This is a genomic window from Methylococcus sp. S1M (genome assembly GCF_051295855.1).
GTDB lineage: Bacteria > Pseudomonadota > Gammaproteobacteria > Methylococcales > Methylococcaceae > Methylococcus > Methylococcus capsulatus.
In genome coordinates this window covers 381,188-403,824 of sequence record NZ_JBPDXO010000002.1, presented here as the reverse complement: position 1 = coordinate 403,824, position 22,637 = coordinate 381,188, and the positions used below count along the sequence as shown (strand labels likewise).

Below are 22,637 nucleotides of genomic sequence, written 5' to 3'. Positions count from 1 at the left end.
GGGGGAGGGCCGCATGATGAAAACAATCGGGCAGGGTGCGCACATGGGGAAGCTATCGCCATTCCAGGTCGGTGAACTGGTGGTCTGGCGGGATGAAAAGGGGTTCGGGTTCATCCGCCCTTTCGCGGGTGACCACGATCTCTTCATCCACATCAGCGCTTTCAAAAAGGGCATGAGCCGCCGGCCCCAGGTCGGAGACATCGTGCATTACCGCATCGAGACCGAGGCCGACGGTCGGGAGCGGCTGCGGCATGCGGCAATCGAGGGGGTCAAGTACGCCATGCCGCGTTTCGGTCCCGTCAAGGTCAAACCCCTGGAACGCTCGCCCTACGTCAATGGCGTCATCGGCCTGCCCTTCCTGTTGTCGACCTGGCTGCTGTGGAGCGTCGGCAACCCCGTTCCTCTCCTGATGTACGTGTTCATCAGCGCCATCACGCTTTTCCTCTATGGTCTGGACAAGCGTTCCTCGATCACCGGGCACTGGCGCGTGCCTGAAACCTACCTGCATCTCTTCGCCCTGTTCGGCGGCTGGCCGGGTGCCCTGATCGCCCAGCGGGAATATCGGCACAAGCTCAGGAAGCCGCGGTTCCAGGTCGTTTTCAGAGCGATCATTGCCTTGCATGCCCTGATTTGGCTCATTGCCATCGCGTTCGCATTCTCGAGTCGGGGAATGGCGCAATTTATGCAGTAATTAAACGGCACAAAAAAAGCAGAACTTTCAATAATCAACCATGTCCATACGAGCCGATGAGGGCGCGGCCTTTCGTCCGTTACGTCGAGAATAAACTCGTTGGTATCGCAATCCACCCGGAAGACGGTTTGGGCGGTGAAACGATCTTTTCATCGATGAATATATGCCGGAAGCCAGGAGGCACAGCAGGCTCTCCGATATGTGAATGTCTGTTTTTATTTGAGTTCATAAGGAGATATGAGAATGGCCGATAATGCAAATTCGAAAAACCTTTGTTCATTGCTGATCGTGAGCGCTGGCCTGCTGGCGGCACAGGTCGCCCAAGCGGACGCGCCTTGCGTCGTACCGTTGAAGCTCATCGACATCAATGCCGGTTCTGGAAAACCCCCGGAGTATAAGCTCGGCATCCATGTCGGGCTCGGCGGCGGCGCGCCCCAGTTGTACGAATTCGATACCGGCGGTCCGGGATTCTGGGCGGCGTATACGCCTACGCCACCGAAAAATAAAGAGCAGTGGTGGGGAAATTACGAAACTGTCCAGACCGATGCGCTTTCGATAGCCTATACGTCTGGCAATGAGTACACGGCCAATCTGGTGGATACTGTGGTGGCGCTGTATAGACCCCAGGGATCCGGATTCGCCAAACAGTGTGAATCCGCGGCTCCGGTCGGCGTCGCCCAGATTACAGCCTTCGCGGACAAGAAAAAGCCGAAGAAGGTCAAGGCCTGGTATAAGGCCTTGGCGACCGGTAAGCCGCCCTTGTTCGGGCATTTCTATGGTGACTTCGGTGCGGCGCTTTTCCCTATAATGACGGCCGATAAGTCCGCCGGCGTCTATTCCGTCCTCCCTCAGTTGCCGCAAACCGGCCTGACCAACGGTTTTATCGTCCATGTGGGTCCGCTGGGAAAATCCAAACCGACATTGACGATCGGCATTGCCGATGAGGAGCTGGCCACCTTCACCACGCAGTTGCCGATGAATCCGACCTGTGTGGATGCGGGTGGGGCGCCGGAGGCCCCTTCTTCTGCTTGTCCGCCGTATCCGAATTTTCCGGTCGGCGACATGCCGACATGGAGCGAGCAGATCACCTATGCGAATCTGTCATGGGAGTATGGCAAGTCCAGCGATGGCAATGGCCAAGCGTTTTCGAACGTTGGCTTGACCCTCGACACCGGCGCGCCCGCGACGACCATTTGGCAAAACGATGATTTATATGTCGACTCTCGGTTTCTTCGCAACCCGGAGGGTAGCACTGTACCCTATACCGGAGATTTCAAACCGAAAGTGCGTCTGACGATCAGCGCGGCGACGATGGTTCCGGGTGGCCACGATCTCGATTTTTATCTTCTCACCGGGCAGAAGGCGACTGTCAACCAGGTTTCTGCCAGCGTGCGCGGAAACGATGGCGGGCCGACGTGGTCGGGATATATGAATACCGGGTTGATGTTGTATACCTACTATGACGTCATGTTCGATGTGGAGCATGGCGTGGTGGGATTCCGGCCAGTGAAGAGATAGACATCCAGTGAGCCTATCCTGCGGGGGCTTGGGTTCGTGTCCGGATTCAACCCCGCGGTGTCGGCGCGGTGACCTAACCGGTTGTCCAGGAGTAACCATCGGTTCCCGAGGAGTGATTGATGAAACCTTCATCGGCATCTGTTTTCGCTTTCGTCATGTCGGCGCTTTGGGCCGTCGGTCAGGCGGCCCCGCTGGGCTGGAATCTTTACGACGGTTACATCCAATCGTTCACCGTTCCTTATGCTTCTCCCGTCCCCTTCGGATCGGCCGGCATGCCGGCGGAGTTGAGAATGAACGCGACGATAGGGGGGAATACCCTAACCTTCCAGCTCGATACCGGCTCGCGCGGTATCGCTGTCAGCCGCGATCTGTTGCCACCGGATTTTCCGACGAAAGGCAGACCCGGCCATATCTTTTACTGGAGCAGCAGGAATCGGCTCAATGGTCGGTGGATAGAGACCCGGATCACTTTTCCGGATGCCCTCGATGGTCAGACCGGCGCCGCGTTGCCTGCTCAGGCCACGCTGCCGATCCTGGTGGTGGAGACCGAGACCTGCGTGGCGGCCCCGGCCGGCGAGATTTTCCCCAATCATTGCACCGACCCCGGGGTGACCAAGCCGTCGACGCACACCACCATGATGGGGATCGGCTTCGACCGGACCGGCCACGGCGACACTCCGAACAATGACCGCTGGAACCAGCAGTTCAATCCTTTCCTGAACCTGGACGGCATGCGCAGCGGTTCGATGCGCGCCGGCTATATCCTCACGCCGCAAGGGGTGCAACTGGGGCTGACGGCCGCGAACACCGCGAACGCCGGTCAGGCGGGTGTGTCGGTCTCGGATTTCGCCTTTCAGAAGCTGATTCCCACCGGGCTCGAGCAGGTTCCCGGCAGTCCCCCGGACTGGCAGGCGCCGACCGGATCCGTCACGCTGAATGGAACCGCCTACCCGGTGGGGCAGGCCGTCCTGGATACCGGCATCGACGACATGCTGCTGTCCTTGCCGGCGCACCCGTCGTCCGGGAATCTGACGGCCGCCACTCTGGAGGTATCCCTGCTCGATTCGAAGGGTGCCGTGGGATACGGTTTCAGCGTCTCGGATGCACAGGATCCCGTCACCCCGGCCACGGTGACCTGGTCGCCGCTGCAGTCGGGACGCTGGTCGGAGAACCGGATGAGTGGTGCGTTCGTCAATACCGGCGTCCGTGCGCTCAATGCCTTCAATTTTCTGTATGACGGTACTGGCGGTTATGTGGGGCTGCAACTCAACGGGGCGGCGGCGGGCGTTTCCGCCCGTTTGTCTCCGCAAATCTCCGCGCAGGGCCAGTTGCCGTTCCCGAATGGTTTCAACACCAATCTGCCGGTCGTCCTGCAAGGAAAGACGGAAATTTCGGTTGCAGGCAAGCCGCCGGGGGCCGTGGTCTTCAACGGGCCGGTTTCCGGCAGCGGTGGTTTGATCGTCAGGAAAGGCAAGGTCGTGCTGGCCTGCGATGCCAGCCATACCGGTACGACCGTCGTCGATTCCGGCGCCATTCTGGTGTACAGCCGGCTTGCGGGGAAACTGAAAAGAAGGCCGGGAGGCGTCGTGATCCAGGAACCGGATCCCAGCGGGACGAACTGCCCGGCCGGTACCGATACGCTCCCCGGCTGGGCGCAAACGGCGGGGGATACGTGATCCGGAACCGGCGGCTGACGGTGAACCGGGGCGGGAGTATGCCATCCGACGTAAGGCTTACCGTGAGACGCGTCGATGCGATCCACCACGGAGGGGGGTGGGACTTTCCCGGCTGGCAGCCCGTCGCCTCGGCTTTCGCTCGATGCCTGCTGCTCGCGGCCGCGGTTTGCACCGCCCAGGCGGCCGGCGGACCCGGCCATGCCGCCATCGCCAGCGCCCATCCCCTGGCCACGCAGGCCGGGTTCGAAATCCTGGATCAGGGCGGCAATGCGTTCGACGCCGCGATCGCGATCTCCGCAACACTAGCGGTGGTGGAGCCGCAAAGCTCCGGGATGGGCGGGGGCGGATTCTGGCTGCTGCGCCGGGCGGCCGACGGCAAGACCGTGATGCTGGACGGACGGGAGACCGCCCCGCTTGCCGCCCGGCCCGACATGTACCTGGATGTCCGCGGCGAGCCCCGCCCACGCGCCTCGCTGGACGGCGCGCTGTCAGCCGGGATTCCGGGCTTGCCCGCGGCGCTGGTGCGGCTGTCCGAGGACTACGGGCGCCTGCCTCTGGCCAAGTCCCTGGCGCCCGCCATCCGCCATGCCGAAAACGGTTTCGCCGTGGGCCAGCGCTACGCGAAAGCGGCGAAAGACCGCGAGTCGGCCTTACGGCAATCACCCGCCGCACGTGCCATTTTCCTGGATCAGGGGATGGCGCCCCAGCCCGGATTTCATCTGGTTCAGAAAGATTTGGCCCAGACCCTCAGGCGGATCGCGCGGTTCGGCCATGCCGGATTCTATGGCGGAACGACGGCGCGGCTCCTGGTGCAAGGAGTGAAGGATGCCGGCGGTATCTGGCGGGCCGGCGACCTGGCGGGCTATCGCGCGGTGGAGCGGGCGCCGGTGCGGGGCATGTACCGTGGCATCCGGATCACCAGCGCTGCCCCGCCATCCAGCGGTGGCACGGTCCTGCTGGAAGCCCTGAACATATTGTCCGGTTACGATCTCGCCCGCATGGATGCGTCGACGCGCAAGCATCTGGTGATCGAAGCCGAGCGCCGCGCCTACCGCGATCGCGACCTTTATCTGGGCGATCCGTCTTTCGTGAAGATGCCGCTGAGCCGGTTGTTGAGTGCGGACTACGCCGCAGGGCTGCGCGTCGCCATCCGGCCCGACCGCGTTTTGCCCAGCGCGGCTCTGGGTACGGTACCGGAGCCGGCCCGGCAGGGCGACAACACCAGCCATTTCTCCGTCATCGACCGGCTCGGCAATCTGGTCGCCGCCACCCTGAGCATCAACGACAGTTTCGGCTCCGGCTTCGTGCCGCCCGGGACGGGGGTTCTTCTCAACGACGAAATGGACGATTTCGCGACCGTACCCGGCAGGCCCAACGCCTATGGTCTGGTCGGCGGCGACGCGAATGCCATCGCGCCGGGCAAGCGCATGCTCTCCAGCATGTCGCCCACTTTCCTGGAAACGAAGGACCGCACCGCGGTACTTGGAACACCCGGCGGCAGTCGGATCATCTCCATGGTGCTGTTGGCCGTGCTCGATTTCGCCGAAGGGCGGGGGCCGGAATCCTGGGTTTCTGTCGGGCGTTTCCATCATCAATACCTGCCCGATGTCGTGGAGTACGAGCCCGGCGGGCTGTCGGCGGACGACATCCGGGGCCTGGAGAGCCGCGGTCACGCCCTGAAGCCGACCGGGTACCGCTACGGCGACATGCAAGCGGTGCAGTGGGACCGGGCACGCAACCGCCTGAGTGCCGCCAGCGATCCGCGCGGAGAAGGCGCGGCGGAAGTCAAATGACGACCGTTCACCGTTCCGTCTGCAAATGCAATTCTTCCCGGTAGTTCCGGCTGTAGGCGAAAAAGCCGAGCGCCGTGGCCAGCATGAGCCCGGTAAAGAACCAGAAATAGCCGGCACCGTCCAGCCACGGCGTTTTCGAGCGTTCGATCCAGAAGTTCACCAAGGCGGTGAACAGGTTTCCCAGCGCGACGGCACCGAGGTACAGCGCCATGACGAAGGACTTCATGGTCAGCGGTGCCTGGGTGTAGGCGAACTCCAACGAGGTGATGGACACCATGACCTCGGCCGAGGTCAGCAGCAGGTAAGCCAGCAGTTGCCAGCCGATGGAGGGTTTCAATCCTGTGTCGATCCGCATCTGTATCCAGGCGGCGAGGGCGAATGCCAGCACGGTGAACGACAGACCCAACGCGATCTTGTTCAGCGCGGTCATCGGTATGAGACGTGCCAGGGCCGGGTACAGCAGGTGGTGGAAGAAGGGCGTGAGCAGTACGATCAGCAAGGGATTGGCCGCCTGGATCTGCGAAGGCAGGATCGCGTGGCCGAACAGCACGCGGTCCATGCGCTGGGACTGCAGCACCCAGGACGAGCCGGTCTGGTCGAACAGCGCCCAGAACATGGTGATGAAGAGAAACACGCCGATCAGCCGGCCCACTCCGCGCCGCCCTTCGCTGCTCCAGGCTTCCCGGATGAAGCGCATGCCCCCGGGCGGAATATGCACGAAGCGGTGGCGCCCCGCCCAGAAAACGAGGGTCGCGATCAGCATCAGGAGGCCGGGCACGGCAAACGCGACGGAGGCGCCATGGCGTTCCAGCAGCCAGGGAATCAACAACATGGACACGAAGGCGCCCAGATTGATGGCAAGATAAAACCAGCCGAAGACCTGGCTCAGCAGATGCCGGTTGGATTGCCCGAACTGATCGCCGACGTGCGCCGAAACACAGGGCTTGATGCCACCGGCGCCGAGTGCAATCAGCGACTGCCCCAGCAGGAGGCCCGTCCGGGTGTCGTCCAGGGCCAGGGCGAAGTGCCCGAGGCAATAGACCAGCGAGAGCGCGATGATGGTGCGGTACTTGCCCAGCACGCCGTCGGCCAGCAGCGCACCGAGGAACGGCGTGAAATAGGTGAGCGACACGAACAAATGGAAATAGCCCTTCGCCTCGCCTTCCTGCATGGGCGCCGGGTTGCCCGCCGCATCCACAAGATACCGGGTCATGAACACCACCAGGATCGCCCGCATCCCGTAGTAGCTGAAGCGCTCGGCCAGCTCGTTGCCGATGATGAAGGGAATGCCGGGTGGCAGTTCGGTGGTGGCCAGGGGGGCGGTGCGATAACGGCTCATCGGGACAGAGGGTGGTCGGACAGGACGGCGCATGGTAAATGGAACGGCGGGACCTTGGGAATTCGGGAGTGAGACGAGGTGGGTGGAGTGATCACGGCATTGCAACGGCGGCTCATCGGTTCGCTTTTCCTGATCGCTGCTTCGTTAAACGCGGCCGCGGATTGGCCAGGGAGTCTGTTCAATCCTCAACCGGCGGAAGGCGATGTGATTTTTCCCATGCCCTGCGGTGGCGCCATGGTTTTCCGCAAGGCGCTGATCCCCAACCAGGGGCCACTCGACGACTACGGCATCGTCGTAGGCGGGGACGATGCGGACCATGCCTATGCCGAGCACCCGCGTCCGGCCCAGATCGCCGGGAGCTTCGACCAGGACGCCAAGACCCGCTTCTACCTCATCGGCAAATACGAGGTGAACCGCGCCCAGTACGCCGCTCTGGGATCGCAATGCCAGCCTCCGGCGGACGATCAGCGGCTGCCGCAGACCAACGTCACCTGGCTGGAGGCCATGGCGTTCGCCGACCGCTACAGCCAATGGCTGCTGAAAAACGCTGCGGACAAGCTGCCGAAGGATGGCCAGCAGCCCGGATTCCTGCGCCTGCCGACCGAGGTGGAGTGGGAGTTCGCCGCCCGCGGCGGTCTCGCCGTGCCGGTCGCGCAGTTCCGCGAGCGGACGTTTCCGATGGATGACGAAATGGTGCGCTACGTCTGGTTCGAAGGCACCGAATCGGCCAACGGCAAGCCCCAGCCCATCGGCATGCTCAGGCCCAACCCGCTGGGTCTGCATGACGTCCTCGGCAACGCGGACGAAATGGTGTTCGAGCCCTATCGCTTGAACCGGCTCGACCGGCTCCACGGCCAGGCCGGCGGCTTCGTGGTGCGCGGCGGCAACTACTTCACGCCGCAGGCCGAGGTGCGTACCGCCCAGCGCATCGAGGTGCCGTTCTACGTCAAAGGCGAGCCGAGGCGGGCGGAGACCACGGGCTTCCGGCTGGTCATGACGGTGCCGGTGGAATCCTCCCGCGAAAAGCTCAGGTCGCTGCGCGAGAGCTGGGACAAACTGGGCTCGGCGGCGATCGCGCCGAAAGCCTCGCCCGGCCAGCCCAAATCCATCGAGCCCGAGGGGCTGGACGACCCGGTCGCGGAGCTGGGGGTGATCTCCGACGCGGCGCAGGACGCCAACATGAAGAACCGGCTCAGGAACGTCCAGAACCGGCTCAAAGTCACCATCCAGGAACGCGACGACCAGCGCAAGCTGGCGGCCAAGGCGGCATTGCGCCTGGGCGCCTTCCTCTGCCAGAAGATGGGGGCGGACGGGAAATGGGTCGACGCCGCGGAGACCCTGCTCAAGCAGCGGGAGGCGGCGTTCGGCGCGGACGATCCGGGCGTCAAATCCCGCCGCGAGCAGTTGAAGGGCGACCGTGCTGCCCTGACGGAGAATCTCTTGTACTATTCCGAAACGATTCTGGGCTCGGCGGCGATCTATGACGGACCGGTACTGGGCGAACAGTTCGAGGTCCTGAAAACCGAGCTGGAATTGAAAAACTACCAGGCCTTGCTCGGCTACGCCGATACCTATTACCGGCAACTGGCAGCGTACCGTGACAAGCCGGTGGTCCGGCAGCGTGCCTGGCTCGACGAATGCAAAGCGCTGAACAAGAAATGAACGGGTGTGGTGTGCGGGTTCCCGAATCTCCCAAAGGGACTGGTCTCTTCCCCCTGCCTCCGGCAGGGCGGCGGCTGGTCGCCGCTGCGCTGATCCCGGCGCTGCTCGTTTCCGGTTGTGCCGGTACCGGAGGCTACCGGCAAACCTACGGGAGCTCCAGCCAGGCGCGCCTGGCGCAGCTTTCCGAGGCCTACAACCGGACCCTGGCGGAGGGGTGCGTCGCTGGCGCCTCGGTCGGTGGCCTGGCGGGCGGCCTGATCGGCAGGGACTGGAAAGGCGCGGTGGCCGGTCTGCTCGCGGGCGCCGCCTTAGGCTGTGCCGCGGGGAGCTACATGGGCAATCTCCAGAACAACTATGCCCGGGAAGAGGACCGGCTGAACGCCGTCATCATCGACATCCGCCGCGACAACCAGTCGCTCGCCGAACTGATTCCCGTCGCCCAGCGAGTCGTGGAGGACAACAAGGCGCGGGTCGCGGAGCTGAACCAAGCCATCGCCGCCGGGCGGATCAGCCGCGCGCAGGCCGCCGGCCAGCTGGCCGATCTCGATGCAAGCCGGTCCCAATTGCAGGCGACGCTGGGCAGCGCCAAGAAGCGCCTGGCCGAGCAGCATGCGGCGATCGCGATGAACGCGCACAATGCCGATCCGCAGTTGGCGAACATCGCACAGGAGGAACTCGCCCGTAAGGAACAGCAGATCCAGACGCTCGAATCGGAACTGAATACGCTCACCCAACTGCGGAGTGTGGACCGTGTCGGTTAGACCGTTCTCCGATTCCCGGCCAGGCATCGTATTGCCGGCGGCGCTCGCTGTCTGGGTTTCGGGCTGCGCCACCACCGACTGCGATCCCGGCCAGGGCGGGTTCTTCCGCGGCCTCGGCTGTTCGGCCAGCGGCAGCTACGGGCAGCGGCAGCAGCAGATGCAGTCCACCATCAGCCGGGAGCAGCAGACCCAGGCCGGCCTGCAGAGCGCGTACGCGCAGGCGAACCAGGCCGCCATCGAAAGCGACGCTCAGCGGCAGGCCGCCGAAGAGGAATACGCGGGCCTACAGCGCGACATCGATGCCCTGAACGCCAAGGCGGCTCGATCCAGGACGAAGAAGAAGGACCTGAGCCGCGAGATCAGGAGCGTCCAGAACCAGCTCGATCTGCTCAAGGCGGATACGATGTCACCCCGCGCCGAACTCGACAAAAGGCGCGCCGAGCTGGACCGGCGATTGAAGGAGCTGGAGCGGGAAGTCGATCTGGTGCGCGGCAAATGAACGAAAAAACTGGAACTCGAAGTGGAATGAAGAAAAGCATCGGATATCCGGCCGTGCTGGCAATGGCCCTGTTGGCAGGTACGGGCGTAGCGGCACAGGACGGGCCGAGCCTGCAGGAGCAGATAGAAAAGCAAAAGGCGGAGAACGAGGCGCTCAAGGCGAAAATCGCCAGGATCGAGCAGGTCCTAAAGACCGACGTCTGTTCGAATCCCGAGGCGGCCAGACTCCTGGAATCGGGAGAGGTTCCCGGTCTGCCCGCCAAGAAAGGAGCGGATGCCTCCAAGTAGCGTTCGGGGAAGAAGAGCCTGGCATCGTTCGGGGGAACACCGCCCCCGATGCAGTTTGACCCGCCCCGCGTGAACTGTTCTGGCGATTCGTAACCCAAAGTCGAGTGCCACCGCTTGCGGTGGTAAAACGCCATCGCCTTCATATCGGCGATCCCGATCCGAAGGAAGGATCGATGGCTGCCGGCTTTCGTCGGAACCACGCCATGGTCAGCGCATCGGTCACGATGTCCGCCGTCATGCGCGGCTTCGGTGACCAGCCCACGACTTCCCGGTTGAACGGGTCCGGGGTGATCGCCGGATACAGCCGGTCTCCACCCGTCCACAGGTAGGTGATGTCCGAGCTCCGGACCTGATTCGGCCCGGTCGGAGTGAGGTTGCGCTCCGGAAGGTCGTGCTTCGAGTCGTGACCCGGAAACGCCGCAGCCGTTCCACGCGCTGCTGGCCGGCCGGATATCCCTGCTTCGGGATTCTCCATCGTCTTCCTTTCCAGGGTGAGGATGATTCTACGTCACCGTTTGAAGACCATTTTTCGAGGGAAGGTCACTCAAGGAAATGTCCGCGTGGCGGTGAACGAGCTCGATGGGATCTCACGATTTGGTCACGCGGGCAATAAAAAAAGCGGCAGGTGAAATCACCCAAGCCGCTTTCTTGATTTTGGGAATTGGTCGGGGCGAGAGGATTCGAACCTCCGACCACCTGCACCCCATACAGGTGCGCTACCAGGCTGCGCTACGCCCCGAGATTTACTGCATTTGCTGCGAATGTCCCCTGGCTGGGCATTCGTTCAGTCTCAAAATGGCGCGCCCGAGACGACTCGAACGTCCGACCTTTGGCTCCGGAGGCCAACGCTCTATCCAACTGAGCTACGGGCGCGCTGAGCGGACCATTATACAAGATCATCAGTCGCTTAACAAATTCCGCAGCTGCGCCAGTGAGGCGCGGCCGCGTTCGCGCTTGGTTTCGGGATCGAGCGGCTGGCGGTCGGGCCATTCGAGGTCTTCCTGCGGCAGTTCGGCGAGAAAGCGGCTGGGCTCGCAGCCGATCATTTCGCCGTAACGCTTCCGGTGGCTGCAGTAGCTCAGGGTGAGGTCGCGGCGGGCGCGGGTGATGCCGACGTAGGCGAGGCGGCGCTCTTCTTCGATGTTGTCCTCGTCGATGCTGGTTTGGTGGGGGAGGAGATTTTCCTCCATGCCGACCAGGTAGACATAGGGAAATTCTAGCCCCTTGGCGGCGTGCAGGGTCATGAGGCTGACCCGGTCGCCGGTGTCGTCTTCCTGGTTGCGGTCCAGTACGTCGAGCAGCGTGGCCTTGGCCACGGTTTCGGCCAGGCTGCGGTTTTCGCCGTCTTTCTCGGCGATGCGCCGGAGCCAGTCGAGCAGTTCGCGCACGTTGCCGAATTTGCGCTCGGCGGCCTTGGCGTCGCTGCTGTTTTCCCGCACCCAGTTTTCGTAACCGATCGTGCCGAGAAAATCGTCGATGATCTCGAAGGCGTCTCCGCGTGCGGTGCGGTCGGCGGTATCGGCGATGTGCTCCCCGAAGCGGCGCAGGCGCTGGACGGCGTTGGCCGGAAGGGATTGTTCCAGGCCCAGTTCGAAGCAGGCGGCGTACAGGCTGATATGACGGCGGTTGGCGTACTGGCCGAGTTTTTCCAGAGTGGTGGGGCCGATCTCGCGGCGCGGGACGTTGACGATGCGCAGGAAGGCGGCGTCGTCGTCCGGATTCACCAGCAGGCGCAGGTAGGCCATGACGTCCTTGACCTCCGTGTAGCCGAAGAAGGACGTGCCGCCGCTGATGTGATACGGCACGCTGAATTCCCGCAGCGCGCGCTCGAACAGCCGCGACTGGTGGTTGCCGCGGTAGAGAATGGCGTAGTCGGCGAAGCGGGTGTTGTGGCGGAATTTGTGATGCACGATATCGGCGGCGATCTGGCGTGCTTCGGCGATTTCGTCGCGGTGCCTGAGCACCCGGATCGGGTCGCCTTGGCCCATGGCGCTCCACAGTTTCTTTTCGAAAATGTGCGGATTGTTGCCGATCAGCTGGTTGGCGGCCTTGAGGATGCGTCCCATGGAGCGGTAATTCTGTTCGAGCTTGATGACCTTGAGGCGGGGGAAGTCGTTGCGGAGCTGGGCCAGGTTTTCCGGCTGGGCACCGCGCCAGGCATAGATGGACTGGTCGTCGTCGCCGACCACGGTGAACTTGCCCAAGGTGCCGGTGAGCAGCTTGATGAGTTCGTACTGGGTCTGGTTGGTGTCCTGGTATTCGTCGACCAGCAGGTAGCGGATCTGGTTGCGCCATTTGTCCAGTACCTCCGGGTGCCGCTGGAACAGCATCACCGGCAGCAGGATCAGGTCATCGAAATCGACGGCGTTGTAAGCGTTCATGTGGTGCATGTAGGCTTCGTACAGGGCGGCGATCCCGGCCGCATCGGACTCGTCGAGCGAGCGGGCACGGTCGGGGGTGATGAAGCGGTTTTTCCAGCGCGAGATGCGCGCGGCGTAGGCGTCGGCTTGCTCCGGGTCGAAGCGGTGGTCGCCGTGGCGGATCAGTTCCCGCAGCAAAGCCTGCCGGTCCTGCTCATCGAAGATGGAAATGGCGGACTTGAGTTCCAGCGCCTTGTGTTCACGCCGGACGATCTCCAGTCCCAGAGCATGGAAGGTGGAGACCGTGAGACCCCGCAGTGACTTGTCGTCGGCCAGCTTGCCGACCCGGCTTTTCATCTCGCGCGCGGCCTTGTTGGTGAAAGTGACGGCGACGATATGGCGGGCCGGTGTGCCCTGCCGGATCAGGTAGGCGATCTTTTCGGTGATGACGCGGGTTTTGCCGCTGCCGGCGCCGGCGATCACGAGCAGCGGACAGTCCAGGGTGGTGACCGCCGCGTGTTGCTGGGGGTTGAGACCGTTCATCGGGTCGCGGAGCGGTCGAGACGCCGGTAGCCGATGGCTTCTCCGATGTGGGTGGCTGTGATTGCCTCGCTGCCGTCCAGATCGGCGATGGTGCGGGCCAGCTTCAAAATGCGATGGTAGGCGCGGTGCGACAGATTCAGCCGTGTCATGGCCCGTTCCAACAAGGCGCGTCCCGCACTGTCGGGGGCGCAATGGCGCTCGATCTGACGCGGTGTGAGCAGTGCGTTGGGCTGGCCGCTGCGCCGGAGCGCCCGCTCGCGGGCGGCAGTCACGCGGGATCGGACCTGAGCGCTGGTCTCCTCGCTCGGGGCCGCGCCGTCCATAAGTGTGGCCGGGTCCTGGCGGGGCACGTCGATGTGGATGTCGATCCGGTCCAGGAGAGGTCCGGAGATGCGTGCACGGTAGCGGGCCACCTGTTCGGCCGAGCAATGGCAGCGCCCGGAGGCATCGCCCAGATAGCCGCAGGGGCAGGGATTCATCGCGGCGACGAGCTGGAAACGGGCGGGGAAATCCAGCCGTTGGGTGGCGCGGGAAATGGTGATGGTGCCGCTCTCCAGGGGTTCGCGCAGGACCTCCAGCACCCGCCGGTCGAATTCCGGCAACTCGTCCAGGAACAGCACGCCGTTATGGGCCAGCGAAATCTCCCCGGGTTTGGGACTGCTCCCGCCGCCTACCAGCGCCGGTGCGGAGGCAGTGTGATGAGGGGCGCGGTACGGCGGTCGGCGCCAAACTGCCGGGTCGAAGGGCATCCCGCTGACCGAGGCGACCGCCGCGGTTTCCAATGCTTCCGTCTCGGTCAGGTCGGGCAGGATGCCGGGCATGCGCGAGGCCAGCATGGATTTGCCGGTGCCCGGCGGCCCCAGCATCAGCAGGTTGTGGCGGCCGGCGGCGGCGATCTCCAGGGCGCGCTTGGCCTGGAACTGGCCGCGGACTTCGGCGAGATCGGGGAATTCCTCGCTTGCCTGAGACGCTTCGGCGCACGGTTCGGCGGCGGCGAGCGGGCGGCTGCCGTCCAGATGGGCGCACACGTCCAGCAGATGGCGCGCCGGGAGCACGCAGGCGCCGGAGACCAGCGCCGCTTCGCCGGCATTGTCCCAGGGTACGATCAGGCTGCGCTCGGCACGGCGCGACTGGAGGGCGACGGGCAAGGCTCCGGGGACCGGACGCAGTTCACCGGTAAGCGCCAGCTCGCCGACACACTCCAGCGCCAGCAGATGCTCGGTACGGATCTGCTTGGAAGCGGCCAGTATGCCGAGGGCGATGGGCAGGTCGAAACGGCCGCCTTCCTTGGGCAGGTCGGCCGGGGCCAGATTGACGGTGATGCGTTGGGCGGGAAATTCGAAGCCGGTGGTGACGAGAGCGCTGCGCACCCGGTCCTTGCTCTCGCGCACCGCGGTTTCCGGCAGTCCCACGATGGTGAGATTGGGCAGCCCCGGAGCGATGTGGACTTCCACCGTCACCTCCGGTGCGTCGATGCCCTGGCAGGCCCGGCTGTGGACGATCGCGAGCGCCATGTCCGGCTTCAGGCGGGAGGCAGTCGTTTTTCCAGTTCGGAGAGGCGGGCTTCGAGTTCCACCAGGCGGGTGCGGGCCCGTTCCAGCACCGCGCGTTGCACATCGAACTCTTCCCGGCTCACCAGGTTGAGGCGGCTGAGCGTGCCCTGCAGCACGGCGTTGAAATTTTTTTCCAGCTCGTCGCGGACGCCGAGCAGCCCGGTGGGTACGGCGTCGGCGAGGCGTCTGGAAAGTTCGTCGAGAGTGGTCTTGTCGATCATGGCGGTCCGTCTGGAGGTTCGGAATGGGTAAGTGCCGGATGTGCGCCGGCGCGCCTTAAATTGGTGCGTAATGTTGCGGTCGTTTGACAACAAAGGTGCAATTTGTTTGGGGGCCAGGGTTTGTTTGGCTCTTGGCTGCTCTTTTATCTCCCGTGGCATGGCTCATGCTTTTCATCCAGTGGAGCCATCGGATCGCGCCTGATTCGCCGTGCAAAGGAGACGTGAGGCCGACCGCGTAATACTTCAACCAAGGAGACCTGCATGAAATTCGTTACCGCAATACTCAAGCCTTTCAAGCTTGACGACGTCAGGGAAGCCCTGTCCGAGGTCGGCATCACCGGCATCACGGTCACTGAAGTCAAGGGGTTCGGGAGACAGAAAGGGCATACCGAATTATACCGTGGCGCGGAGTACGTCGTGGATTTTCTGCCCAAGGTGAAGCTCGAGGTGGCGATCACCGACGACCAGCTCGAGGCGGTGATCGATGCGATCACCAAGACGGCCAATACCGGCAAGATCGGCGATGGCAAGATTTTCGTGGCCGATCTCGAACAAGTCGTCCGGATTCGCACCGGCGAGACCGGTCCGGATGCCCTGTGACAACGACAACGGACGATGGAGACCCTTCATATGAAAAACATTCCGACTTCCCTGGTGACTCTGGCGTGTCTCGGTTTCAGTGCCGCCGCGCAGGCCGAAGGCGCCACCGAGATCGTCGAGACCGTGGTCGAGACGGTGCAGCAGGCCGCTACCCCCGCCGTTCCGACCCCGGACAAGGGTGACACGGCCTGGATGATCGTCGCCACGGTGCTGGTGACCCTGATGGTCATTCCGGGGCTGGCGTTGTTCTACGGCGGCATGGTCCGCGCCAAGAACATGCTGTCTGTGCTGATGCAGGTCTTCGTGATCTTTTCGCTGATGGCCGTACTCTGGGCCGTCTACGGTTACAGCATCGCGTTTACCGAAGGGGGCGTCTTCTTCGGCAGTCTGGACAAGGCCTTCCTCGCCGGCGTGACGCCCGATTCGACCGCCGCCACCTTCAGCAAGGGTGTGGTGATCCCCGAACTGATCTACGTCGCGTTCCAGTTGACCTTCGCCTGCATCACGCCGGCCCTGATCGTCGGTGCCTTTGCCGAGCGCATGAAGTTCAGCGCGGTGCTGCTGTTCATGGTGTTGTGGTTCACCTTCTCCTATCTGCCGATCGCCCACATGGTGTGGTACTGGGCCGGCCCCGACGCCTATACCGATGCCGCGGCGGGCGAAAAGGCGACCGCTACCGCCGGCTTCCTGTTTCAAAAGGGTGCGCTGGATTTCGCCGGCGGCACCGTGGTTCACATCAATGCGGGCATCGCCGGCCTGGTAGGCTGTCTGCTGGTGGGTAAACGCATCGGCTACAAGAAGGAGTCGATGGCGCCGCACAGCGTTCCTATGACCATGATCGGCGCCTCGCTCCTTTGGGTCGGTTGGTTTGGCTTCAACGCCGGTTCCAACCTGGAGGCCACCGGCACCGCGGCTTTGGCCTTCGTCAACACCATGCTGGCCACCGCCGCCGCGACGCTGGCGTGGTCGGCCGTCGAATGGATCGCGCGCGGCAAGCCCAGCATGCTGGGCGGTGCTTCGGGTGCGGTCGCCGGCCTGGTGGCCATCACGCCGGCCTGCGGGTTCATCGGTCCGATGGGTTCGATCGTGCTGGGTTTGGCGGCCGGCGCGGTGTGCTTCTGGTCCGTGACCACCCTCAAGAATGCGCTGGGCTATGACGACTCGCTCGACGTGTTCGGTGTCCACGGCGTGGGCGGTATCATCGGCGCGCTGGGCACCGGCATCTTCGCCTCTCCCGCCCTCGGCGGTGCCGGGGTCTACGACTATGTGGCCAACGCCGTCGCCGAATACGACATGGTGAGCCAGGTCATCAGCCAGTGCTGGGGTGTGGGCGTCACCATCGTCTGGAGCGGCGTGGTCTCCCTGATCGCCTACAAGATCGTCGATCTGCTCGTCGGCCTCCGGGTTTCCGAAGAGACCGAGCGTGAGGGATTGGACATCCGTGAGCACGGCGAAACCGCCTATCACCCCTGACGCCGGGTTTCTTTCCCTGGTTCCCTGGCAGGGTATTGGAAGATGCCCTGCCAGGGGCATGAGCTGGAGGTTCGGGCCGGATCCTCGGCGTCGATCACGGCCCCGTCTCCAATCTCATCTGCCGGAGGTCATCTCCGCGCGGATGGTCAGGCTTTCTGTCGTCCGGTTTTCCGCCGAAGAACTTTATCCCATGCGTTCGCTTGCGGCCCGCGCGAGGTTCGGCGATCGCATTCGCCTAGTCCTTGGCCTGGGCGGCCAGAAAGCGATCGGGATCAAACGGACCGGGGTATCGATGCCATCGGGCAGGGGGCCCGGCAATTTGCCGGGTCGCTCTTTCCGCTGCATCAACCGCGTTGCAGCCAATCCATCAAGGGGCCGAAGCCGAGCGCTCCGCTGATTCGGCGCGTTTCCTGGCCGTGCCGGAACAGCACCAGGGTCGGGACGCTGCGGATGTTGAAACGCTGAGCCGTGGCAGGGGCCCGGTCGACGTCCAGCTTGGCGACCAGGATCCTGCCATTGAGGGCGTTCGCCGCCTGGGCCACGATCGGTGCGAGGGATCGGCAGGGTCCGCACCAAGTCGCCCAGAAATCCACCAGCACCGGCAGATCGGAGTGACGGGTGTAAGTATCGAAGCGGCCGTCGTCGAGTTCGACCGGATGGCCGCTCAACAGCGGCGTGGAGCAGCGGCCGCATTTGGGCTGCTCGCCGAGCCGGTCGGCAGGCACGCGGTTGCGGGTGAGGCAGGCCGGGCAGACCAGTTGCATGGCTATTCCGTGCCGCAGGCGCTTTTCACGCCCAGTTTCCGCAAGATGCTTTCCAGCGGACAGAAGCGGGTAAAGCCGCTCTGGAACAGGTTGGCACCGACGAAGGCGGTGAACCAGAGCCAGTTGGCGTTGACGAAGAGGGGGCTGGCTTCCACGCCGAGGGACAGGGAGAGCAGGATGAAAAAGCCGGCGACGATACGTACCCAGCGCTCAGTAGTCATGGTATTCACCCAGGTCATTCCAGTAAATTCTAATATTCTCACGAAACATGGATTTGTAAAGAGGGACCGCTGAACGATCGGGAGGCGTCTCCGGCCCGGGGCGCGTGTTAAACTCGGAAACCCTTCCCGCCATAGAGCCGATGCGACGATTATGCTCCCAGTCCGCATGTACAGCACAGCCATGTGTCCTTTCTGCTCGGCGGCCGAGCGGCTGTTGAAGTCCAAGGGGGTCGTGGAGATCGAAAAGATCCGGGTCGACCTGGATCCCGCCAGACTCCAGGAAATGATGACGATCACCCACCGCCGCACCGTGCCGCAGATTTTCATCGGTGACAGGCACGTGGGCGGGTTCGACGATTTGGCTGCGCTGGAGCGCACCGGCGAGCTGGGCGAGCTGCTGTCCGGACCGGCCTGACATTTCCTTTCCGCTTCATTTGCCACCGGTTCGAGGGGCGCCCCCCCATGTCCAACAAAAGTTTCGGCGTTCTGGTCCTGGCCGCTTCGCTGGCTGCCATCGCCGGATGGTGGCGACATACCGCGACGCCGCCGGCAGCGGTGCCGCCCGCCGACGTGCGGGTGCCGCCGTCGGTCCCGGTGTTCGTGGCGCGGGTCTGGGCTGAGTCCGTCGACGATGCCATCGACGCCGTCGGTACCCTCTTGGCTGACGAGTCGGTCGTGATCCGCCCGGAGGTCCCGGGACGGGTCAAAGCGATCCGGTTCACCGAGGGTAAACCGGTCAGGGCGGGCGAGGTGCTGATCGAGCTCGAGCAGGACGAATACCGGGCGGCCTTGGCCCAGAGTCTGGCCCAGCAGGAGCTGGACCAGGCCAACTTCGCGCGCATGAAGGCGATGCGTGAGCGCGCCCATGTCAGTGCCCAGCAGTACGACGAGGCCGTGTCCAAGCTCAAGTATTCGAATGCCCTGGTGGAGCGGGACCGGGTGCTGCTGCAGAAGACCGTGCTGCGCGCGCCGTTCGACGGCATCGTCGGTATCCGGCAGGTCAGCGTCGGGGAATACGTAGACAAGGGCAAGGCGCTGGTCAACCTGGAGGCCCTGGACCCGGTCAAGCTGGATTTCAAGGTGCCGGAGAAGTATGCCGGTACCGTGACGAGGGGGCTCGCCCTGACTGCCGAGGTGGCGGCTTATCCCGGGCGGGTTTTTTCCGGCCAGGTCTACGCCGTGGACCCGCGTCTCGAGGAGGAAAGCCGCGCCCTGAGGGTGAGGGCGCGGCTGCCGAACCCCGATCGGGCACTGCGTCCGGGTATGTTCGCGCGTATCCATCTGGCACTGGGCGCGGCGCGCAGGGCGCTTTTCGTGCCGGAGTCCGCCCTGGTGGTGAAGGGCAGCTCCGCGTCGGTGTTCCGGGTGGTAGCCGGCAAGGCGGTCGCGACTCCGGTGGCGATTGGCGCGCGCTACAAGGGCAAGGTCGAAATCGTGCAGGGGCTCGCCGAGGGTGACAGCGTCGTGACCGAAGGCCAGGTCAAGCTTCGCGACGGGGCCCCGGTCGCGGTTCTCGAAGCGAAGGAAAATCCGCCCGCCCCATGACACTGAGCGACATTTCCATCCGCCGGCCGGTGCTGGCGACGGTGATGAGCCTCGCTTTGGTGCTGGTCGGGCTGATGTGTTTCCAGCGCCTGCCGGTGCGGGAGTATCCCAACATCGATGCACCCGTAGTCTCGGTCCGCAGCGTCTACAAGGGCGCCAGTTCGGAGGTGATCGAGAGCCAGGTGACGCGGCCGCTGGAGGACTCGCTGTCCGGCATCGAAGGCATCCGGACCATGAAGTCGGTCAGCCGCGAAGAAGTCAGCCAGATCACCCTCGAGTTCAACGTCAGCCGCGACCAGGATTCGGCGGCGGCCGATGTGCGCGACCGGGTGTCGCGGGTCAGGGCCCGGCTGCCGCGCGAGATGGATGAACCCGTCATCAGCAAGATCGAAGCCGACGCCCAGCCCATCCTGTGGCTTGCTTTTTCCAGCGATCGCCACAGTCCCCTGGAAATCACCGATTTCGCCGATCGTTACGTGCAGGACCGGCTGCAGACTCTGCCGGGCGTCGCCAGTGTGATCATCGGCGGTGAACGCCGCTATGCGATGCGGCTGTGGCTCAACCGCGAGCGGATGGCTGCCCACGGGGTGACGGTGCAGGATGTCGAGGCTGCGCTGCAGAAGCGCAACGTCGAACTGCCAGGCGGACGCATCGAAAGTGCACAGCGCGAGTTCACCGTATTCAGCGAGACCGACCTGAAAACGGTCGAAGAATTCAACGCTCTGATCGTGCGGGAGGTGAACGGTTTTCTGGTGCGGCTGTCGGACATCGGTCGGGCCGAGCTGGGGGCGGCGGATGAGCGCAACATCGTGCGGGTAAACGGCAATCCGGCGGTGGCGCTGGGGGTGGTCAAGCAGGCCACGGCCAACACCCTGGAGGTGGCCCGGTCGGTGCGGGCGGAGCTGCCGAAAATCCTGCAAACCCTGCCGGACGGGATGAAGCTGGAAGTGTCCTTCGACACCTCCCAGTTCATCGACGAGTCCATCCATTCCGTCTACAAGACCCTGGCCGAGTCCCTGGGGTTGGTCACGCTGGTTACCTGGTCGTTTCTGCGTTCGGCGCGCGCTACCCTCATCCCGTTCGTGACCATCCCGGTCTCTCTGATCGGCGCCTTCATCTTCATTTATGCGCTGGGGTTTTCGGTCAACATTCTGACCCTGCTGGCGTTGGTGCTCGCCATCGGCCTGGTGGTGGATGACGCCATCGTGATGATGGAGAACATCTACCGGCGCATCGAAGGCGGTGCACCCCCTTTGAGGGCGGCGGTCGAGGGCAGCCGGGAAATCGCCTTCGCGGTGGTTGCCATGACGTTGACGCTGGCTTCGGTCTTCGCGCCGCTGGCGTTCATGAGCGGCAATACCGGCCGGCTGTTCTCTGAATTCGCTCTGGCGGTGTCCTGCGCAGTGCTGGTCTCCGGCTTCGTGGCGCTGACGCTGACCCCGATGATGTGCTCACGCCTGTTGAAGCCGGGCGCTACCGTCAGGACGGGGCGGGCCGAAAGCGGCCAGGCCTCCGGTTTCACGGCGCTCTACCGAAAGGGGCTCGAGGCCGCCTTGCGGCACCGGTGGGCCGTGATCGGGGTGATGCTGGGTATAGCCGTCGGCGCGGTAGGGCTGTTCCGTGCGCTCAACGCGGAACTGTCGCCGCTGGAGGACCGCGGCAACATCATCATCATGATCGCGGCCCCCGAAGGTGCGACCGTGGAGTACACCGACCGTTATGCCCGCGAAGTCGAGGCTATGGTCCAGCCGATCCCGGAAGTCCGGAGTTATTTCATGGTGGTGGCGCCGGGGTTGGACCGGCCCAACCCGGTGAATTCCGCGATCGGTTTCGTGCGCCTGAAGCCATGGCAGCAGCGCCACCGCTCGCAGCAGGAGATCGCGGCGACCTTGTTGCCGAAGCTGATGGCCTTGCCGGGGGTGATGGCTTTCGCCATCAATCCTCCTTCCCTGGGGCAGAGCTTCCGCAGCCCGCCCGTGCAGTTCGTGATCCAGGGGCCGACCTACGAAAAGCTCGATGGTGTGGCGGCGCAATTGGTCGACCGGGCCCGGCAGTACGCCGGCTTGGTCAACGCCGATACCGACCTCAAACTCGATAAGCCGCAGATCAGTGTGCAGGTGAACCGGGAAAAGGCCGCTGACGTCGGGGTCGACGTCGACGAGATCGGCCGGACGCTGCAGACGCTGCTGGGCGGGCGTCAGGTGACGCGTTTCAAGAAGGGCGGTGAACAGTACGACGTGATCGTCGAACTGGAGGATGCCGAGCGGATGACCGTGAACGACGTGGGCTCGATCTACCTGCGCGGTGCCGGCGGCCGGCTGGTCCAGCTCGCCAATCTGGTCGAGACCCGGGAAAAAGGCGCGGCCAAGGAACTCAACCATTTCAACCGGCTGCGTTCGGCGGTGCTGTCTGCCAGCGTCACCCCCGGCTTCACATTGGGTGAGGCCCTGTCCTACCTCGGTGCAGCGGCGAAGGAGATTCTGCCGGCCGATTTCAAGACCGATCTCGATGGCCAGTCGCGCGAGTTCGTCGAATCCAGTCGCACGCTCTACCTCACCTTCGTGTTCGCGCTGCTGTTCATTTATCTGGTGCTCGCGGCGCAGTTCGAGAGCTTCTCCGATCCGTTCATCATCATGCTCACTGTGCCACTGGCCGTGACCGGTGCGCTGCTTTCACTGAAATGGACCGGTGGCACCCTCAATGTCTATAGCCAGATCGGCATGATCATGCTGATCGGCCTGGTGACCAAGAACGGCATTCTGATCGTGGAGTTTGCCAACCAGCTCCAACGGGCGGGGCGCGGTCTCGTGGAGGCTGTGGTCGAAGCCTCCGTGCTGCGCTTCCGGCCGATCCTGATGACCTCGCTGACCATGATTCTGGGTGCCCTGCCGCTGGCCTTGTCGTCGGGCGCCGGGGCCGAGAGCCGGCAGCAGATCGGCTGGGTCATCGTCGGTGGACTGCTCATCGGGACCGTATTCACGGTGTTCGTCATTCCGGCCGTATATACCCTGCTGGCCAGGCCTCCGAGGACGCTGGACGAAGGGAACGAAAGGGCGGCCGGCGTGGTCTAGAGTGATACCGCGCCTCCGCCGGGCGGCCTTTAATTCAAGGGTTGTCTATGTTAGTCTGCC

General features: G+C 63.9%; 19 protein-coding genes, 2 tRNA genes and 1 pseudogene. 13 read left to right on the top strand and 9 right to left on the bottom strand.

What is annotated here, in order from left to right; translation table 11 throughout:
- The first annotated feature begins 13 nt into the window (after positions 1 to 13).
- From ACSHWJ_RS05450 to ggt, 4 genes are all read left to right on the top strand, one after another.
- Entirely contained in the window at positions 14 to 691 is a 678-nt protein-coding gene (locus tag ACSHWJ_RS05450) for a DUF1294 domain-containing protein (protein WP_017366422.1), read from the top strand.
- A 243-nt stretch (positions 692 to 934) separates the two neighbouring features.
- Positions 935 to 2,209 carry a hypothetical protein gene (locus ACSHWJ_RS05445; RefSeq protein ID WP_218812213.1) on the top strand — a complete coding sequence of 425 codons (1,275 nt, stop codon included), beginning with the start codon at positions 935 to 937 and terminating at the stop codon, positions 2,207 to 2,209.
- A gap of 119 nt (positions 2,210 to 2,328) precedes the next feature.
- Positions 2,329 to 3,885 (top strand): hypothetical protein, encoded by a 1,557-nt coding sequence (locus ACSHWJ_RS05440; RefSeq protein WP_249385286.1) that lies wholly within the window; start codon positions 2,329 to 2,331, stop codon positions 3,883 to 3,885.
- 38 nt (positions 3,886 to 3,923) lie between these two features.
- The gene (gene ggt / locus ACSHWJ_RS05435) at positions 3,924 to 5,678 is read left to right on the top strand and encodes a gamma-glutamyltransferase (RefSeq protein ID WP_432539384.1); all 1,755 of its coding nucleotides are present in this window, start codon (positions 3,924 to 3,926) and stop codon (positions 5,676 to 5,678) included.
- Between the two features lie 7 nt (positions 5,679 to 5,685).
- On the opposite strand, the gene ACSHWJ_RS05430 is transcribed toward ggt, so the two are convergent.
- Complete coding sequence (locus tag ACSHWJ_RS05430) at positions 5,686 to 7,017, bottom strand: POT family MFS transporter (RefSeq protein WP_435920140.1); 1,332 nt, start codon at positions 7,015 to 7,017, stop codon at positions 5,686 to 5,688.
- 234 nt (positions 7,018 to 7,251) lie between these two features.
- On the opposite strand from ACSHWJ_RS05430, the gene ACSHWJ_RS05425 reads away from it, so the two are divergent.
- From ACSHWJ_RS05425 to ACSHWJ_RS05410, 4 genes are read left to right on the top strand one after another with little or no spacing between them, the layout of a single operon-like run.
- The gene (locus ACSHWJ_RS05425) at positions 7,252 to 8,679 is read left to right on the top strand and encodes a formylglycine-generating enzyme family protein (protein WP_228370180.1); all 1,428 of its coding nucleotides are present in this window, start codon (positions 7,252 to 7,254) and stop codon (positions 8,677 to 8,679) included.
- Complete coding sequence (locus ACSHWJ_RS05420; protein WP_432539386.1) at positions 8,676 to 9,440, top strand: glycine zipper 2TM domain-containing protein; 765 nt, start codon at positions 8,676 to 8,678, stop codon at positions 9,438 to 9,440. Before ACSHWJ_RS05425 ends, ACSHWJ_RS05420 begins: the two co-directional genes overlap by 4 nt.
- On the top strand, positions 9,430 to 9,939 hold the full coding sequence (locus ACSHWJ_RS05415; RefSeq protein ID WP_432539387.1) for a hypothetical protein: 510 nt from the start codon (positions 9,430 to 9,432) through the stop codon (positions 9,937 to 9,939). Before ACSHWJ_RS05420 ends, ACSHWJ_RS05415 begins: the two co-directional genes overlap by 11 nt.
- 26 nt (positions 9,940 to 9,965) lie before the next feature.
- The gene (locus ACSHWJ_RS05410; protein ID WP_432539388.1) at positions 9,966 to 10,226 is read left to right on the top strand and encodes a hypothetical protein; all 261 of its coding nucleotides are present in this window, start codon (positions 9,966 to 9,968) and stop codon (positions 10,224 to 10,226) included.
- Positions 10,227 to 10,404: 178 nt separating this feature from the next.
- Here the strand turns inward: ACSHWJ_RS05410 and ACSHWJ_RS05405 are convergent.
- The 6 genes and pseudogenes from ACSHWJ_RS05405 to ACSHWJ_RS05380 all read right to left on the bottom strand — a co-directional run.
- A pseudogene (locus tag ACSHWJ_RS05405) lies at positions 10,405 to 10,694 on the bottom strand (DDE-type integrase/transposase/recombinase); the annotation flags it as partial.
- Positions 10,695 to 10,888: 194 nt separating this feature from the next.
- Positions 10,889 to 10,965 (bottom strand) — tRNA-Pro (locus ACSHWJ_RS05400).
- 57 nt (positions 10,966 to 11,022) lie between these two features.
- Positions 11,023 to 11,099 (bottom strand) — tRNA-Arg (locus ACSHWJ_RS05395).
- A gap of 26 nt (positions 11,100 to 11,125) precedes the next feature.
- Positions 11,126 to 13,129, bottom strand: coding sequence for a DNA helicase Rep (gene rep, locus ACSHWJ_RS05390; protein WP_432539389.1), 2,004 nt, complete (start codon positions 13,127 to 13,129; stop codon positions 11,126 to 11,128).
- Positions 13,126 to 14,643 carry a YifB family Mg chelatase-like AAA ATPase gene (locus tag ACSHWJ_RS05385; protein WP_432539390.1) on the bottom strand — a complete coding sequence of 506 codons (1,518 nt, stop codon included), beginning with the start codon at positions 14,641 to 14,643 and terminating at the stop codon, positions 13,126 to 13,128. Before ACSHWJ_RS05385 ends, rep begins: the two co-directional genes overlap by 4 nt.
- An 8-nt stretch (positions 14,644 to 14,651) precedes the next feature.
- A complete protein-coding gene (locus ACSHWJ_RS05380; RefSeq protein ID WP_017366411.1) occupies positions 14,652 to 14,903 on the bottom strand; it encodes an accessory factor UbiK family protein in 252 nt (83 codons plus the stop codon).
- 261 nt (positions 14,904 to 15,164) lie between these two features.
- Between ACSHWJ_RS05380 and glnK the strand changes: the two genes are divergently transcribed.
- Together glnK and ACSHWJ_RS05370 are read left to right on the top strand one after the other, a co-directional pair.
- Positions 15,165 to 15,503, top strand: coding sequence for a P-II family nitrogen regulator (gene glnK, locus ACSHWJ_RS05375; protein WP_010961376.1), 339 nt, complete (start codon positions 15,165 to 15,167; stop codon positions 15,501 to 15,503).
- A 30-nt stretch (positions 15,504 to 15,533) separates the two neighbouring features.
- The gene (locus tag ACSHWJ_RS05370; RefSeq protein ID WP_432539391.1) at positions 15,534 to 16,976 is read left to right on the top strand and encodes an ammonium transporter; all 1,443 of its coding nucleotides are present in this window, start codon (positions 15,534 to 15,536) and stop codon (positions 16,974 to 16,976) included.
- Between the two features lie 344 nt (positions 16,977 to 17,320).
- Here the strand turns inward: ACSHWJ_RS05370 and trxC are convergent, their stop codons facing one another.
- Positions 17,321 to 17,740, bottom strand: coding sequence for a thioredoxin TrxC (trxC, locus tag ACSHWJ_RS05365; RefSeq protein WP_432539392.1), 420 nt, complete (start codon positions 17,738 to 17,740; stop codon positions 17,321 to 17,323).
- A gap of 2 nt (positions 17,741 to 17,742) precedes the next feature.
- Positions 17,743 to 17,961 carry a YgaP family membrane protein gene (locus ACSHWJ_RS05360; RefSeq protein WP_026046091.1) on the bottom strand — a complete coding sequence of 73 codons (219 nt, stop codon included), beginning with the start codon at positions 17,959 to 17,961 and terminating at the stop codon, positions 17,743 to 17,745.
- Positions 17,962 to 18,127: 166 nt separating this feature from the next.
- On the opposite strand from ACSHWJ_RS05360, the gene grxC reads away from it, so the two are divergent.
- From grxC to ACSHWJ_RS05345, 3 genes are read left to right on the top strand one after another with little or no spacing between them, the layout of a single operon-like run.
- On the top strand, positions 18,128 to 18,376 hold the full coding sequence (gene grxC, locus ACSHWJ_RS05355) for a glutaredoxin 3 (protein WP_249385289.1): 249 nt from the start codon (positions 18,128 to 18,130) through the stop codon (positions 18,374 to 18,376).
- Between the two features lie 47 nt (positions 18,377 to 18,423).
- Positions 18,424 to 19,506, top strand: a complete 1,083-nt coding sequence (locus tag ACSHWJ_RS05350) for an efflux RND transporter periplasmic adaptor subunit (RefSeq protein WP_432539393.1) — start codon at positions 18,424 to 18,426, stop codon at positions 19,504 to 19,506.
- Positions 19,503 to 22,577 carry an efflux RND transporter permease subunit gene (locus tag ACSHWJ_RS05345; RefSeq protein WP_432539394.1) on the top strand — a complete coding sequence of 1,025 codons (3,075 nt, stop codon included), beginning with the start codon at positions 19,503 to 19,505 and terminating at the stop codon, positions 22,575 to 22,577. The genes ACSHWJ_RS05350 and ACSHWJ_RS05345 overlap by 4 nt, the downstream gene beginning before the upstream one ends.
- The last annotated feature ends 60 nt before the right edge of the window (positions 22,578 to 22,637 follow it).

What these genes read in the sequence shown, in the direction of transcription:
- ACSHWJ_RS05450 (WP_017366422.1), top strand. Translation starts at nt 14, where the DNA reads ATGATGAAAACAATCGGGCAGGGTGCGCACATGGGGAAGCTATCGCCA.
- ACSHWJ_RS05445 (WP_218812213.1), top strand. Translation starts at nt 935, where the DNA reads ATGGCCGATAATGCAAATTCGAAAAACCTTTGTTCATTGCTGATCGTG.
- ACSHWJ_RS05440 (WP_249385286.1), top strand. Translation starts at nt 2,329, where the DNA reads ATGAAACCTTCATCGGCATCTGTTTTCGCTTTCGTCATGTCGGCGCTT.
- ggt (WP_432539384.1), top strand. Translation starts at nt 3,924, where the DNA reads ATGCCATCCGACGTAAGGCTTACCGTGAGACGCGTCGATGCGATCCAC.
- ACSHWJ_RS05430 (WP_435920140.1), bottom strand. Translation starts at nt 7,017, where the DNA reads ATGAGCCGTTATCGCACCGCCCCCCTGGCCACCACCGAACTGCCACCC.
- ACSHWJ_RS05425 (WP_228370180.1), top strand. Translation starts at nt 7,252, where the DNA reads ATGGTTTTCCGCAAGGCGCTGATCCCCAACCAGGGGCCACTCGACGAC.
- ACSHWJ_RS05420 (WP_432539386.1), top strand. Translation starts at nt 8,676, where the DNA reads ATGAACGGGTGTGGTGTGCGGGTTCCCGAATCTCCCAAAGGGACTGGT.
- ACSHWJ_RS05410 (WP_432539388.1), top strand. Translation starts at nt 9,966, where the DNA reads ATGAAGAAAAGCATCGGATATCCGGCCGTGCTGGCAATGGCCCTGTTG.
- rep (WP_432539389.1), bottom strand. Translation starts at nt 13,129, where the DNA reads ATGAACGGTCTCAACCCCCAGCAACACGCGGCGGTCACCACCCTGGAC.
- ACSHWJ_RS05385 (WP_432539390.1), bottom strand. Translation starts at nt 14,643, where the DNA reads ATGGCGCTCGCGATCGTCCACAGCCGGGCCTGCCAGGGCATCGACGCA.
- ACSHWJ_RS05380 (WP_017366411.1), bottom strand. Translation starts at nt 14,903, where the DNA reads ATGATCGACAAGACCACTCTCGACGAACTTTCCAGACGCCTCGCCGAC.
- glnK (WP_010961376.1), top strand. Translation starts at nt 15,165, where the DNA reads ATGAAATTCGTTACCGCAATACTCAAGCCTTTCAAGCTTGACGACGTC.
- ACSHWJ_RS05370 (WP_432539391.1), top strand. Translation starts at nt 15,534, where the DNA reads ATGAAAAACATTCCGACTTCCCTGGTGACTCTGGCGTGTCTCGGTTTC.
- trxC (WP_432539392.1), bottom strand. Translation starts at nt 17,740, where the DNA reads ATGCAACTGGTCTGCCCGGCCTGCCTCACCCGCAACCGCGTGCCTGCC.
- ACSHWJ_RS05360 (WP_026046091.1), bottom strand. Translation starts at nt 17,961, where the DNA reads ATGACTACTGAGCGCTGGGTACGTATCGTCGCCGGCTTTTTCATCCTG.
- grxC (WP_249385289.1), top strand. Translation starts at nt 18,128, where the DNA reads ATGTACAGCACAGCCATGTGTCCTTTCTGCTCGGCGGCCGAGCGGCTG.
- ACSHWJ_RS05350 (WP_432539393.1), top strand. Translation starts at nt 18,424, where the DNA reads ATGTCCAACAAAAGTTTCGGCGTTCTGGTCCTGGCCGCTTCGCTGGCT.
- ACSHWJ_RS05345 (WP_432539394.1), top strand. Translation starts at nt 19,503, where the DNA reads ATGACACTGAGCGACATTTCCATCCGCCGGCCGGTGCTGGCGACGGTG.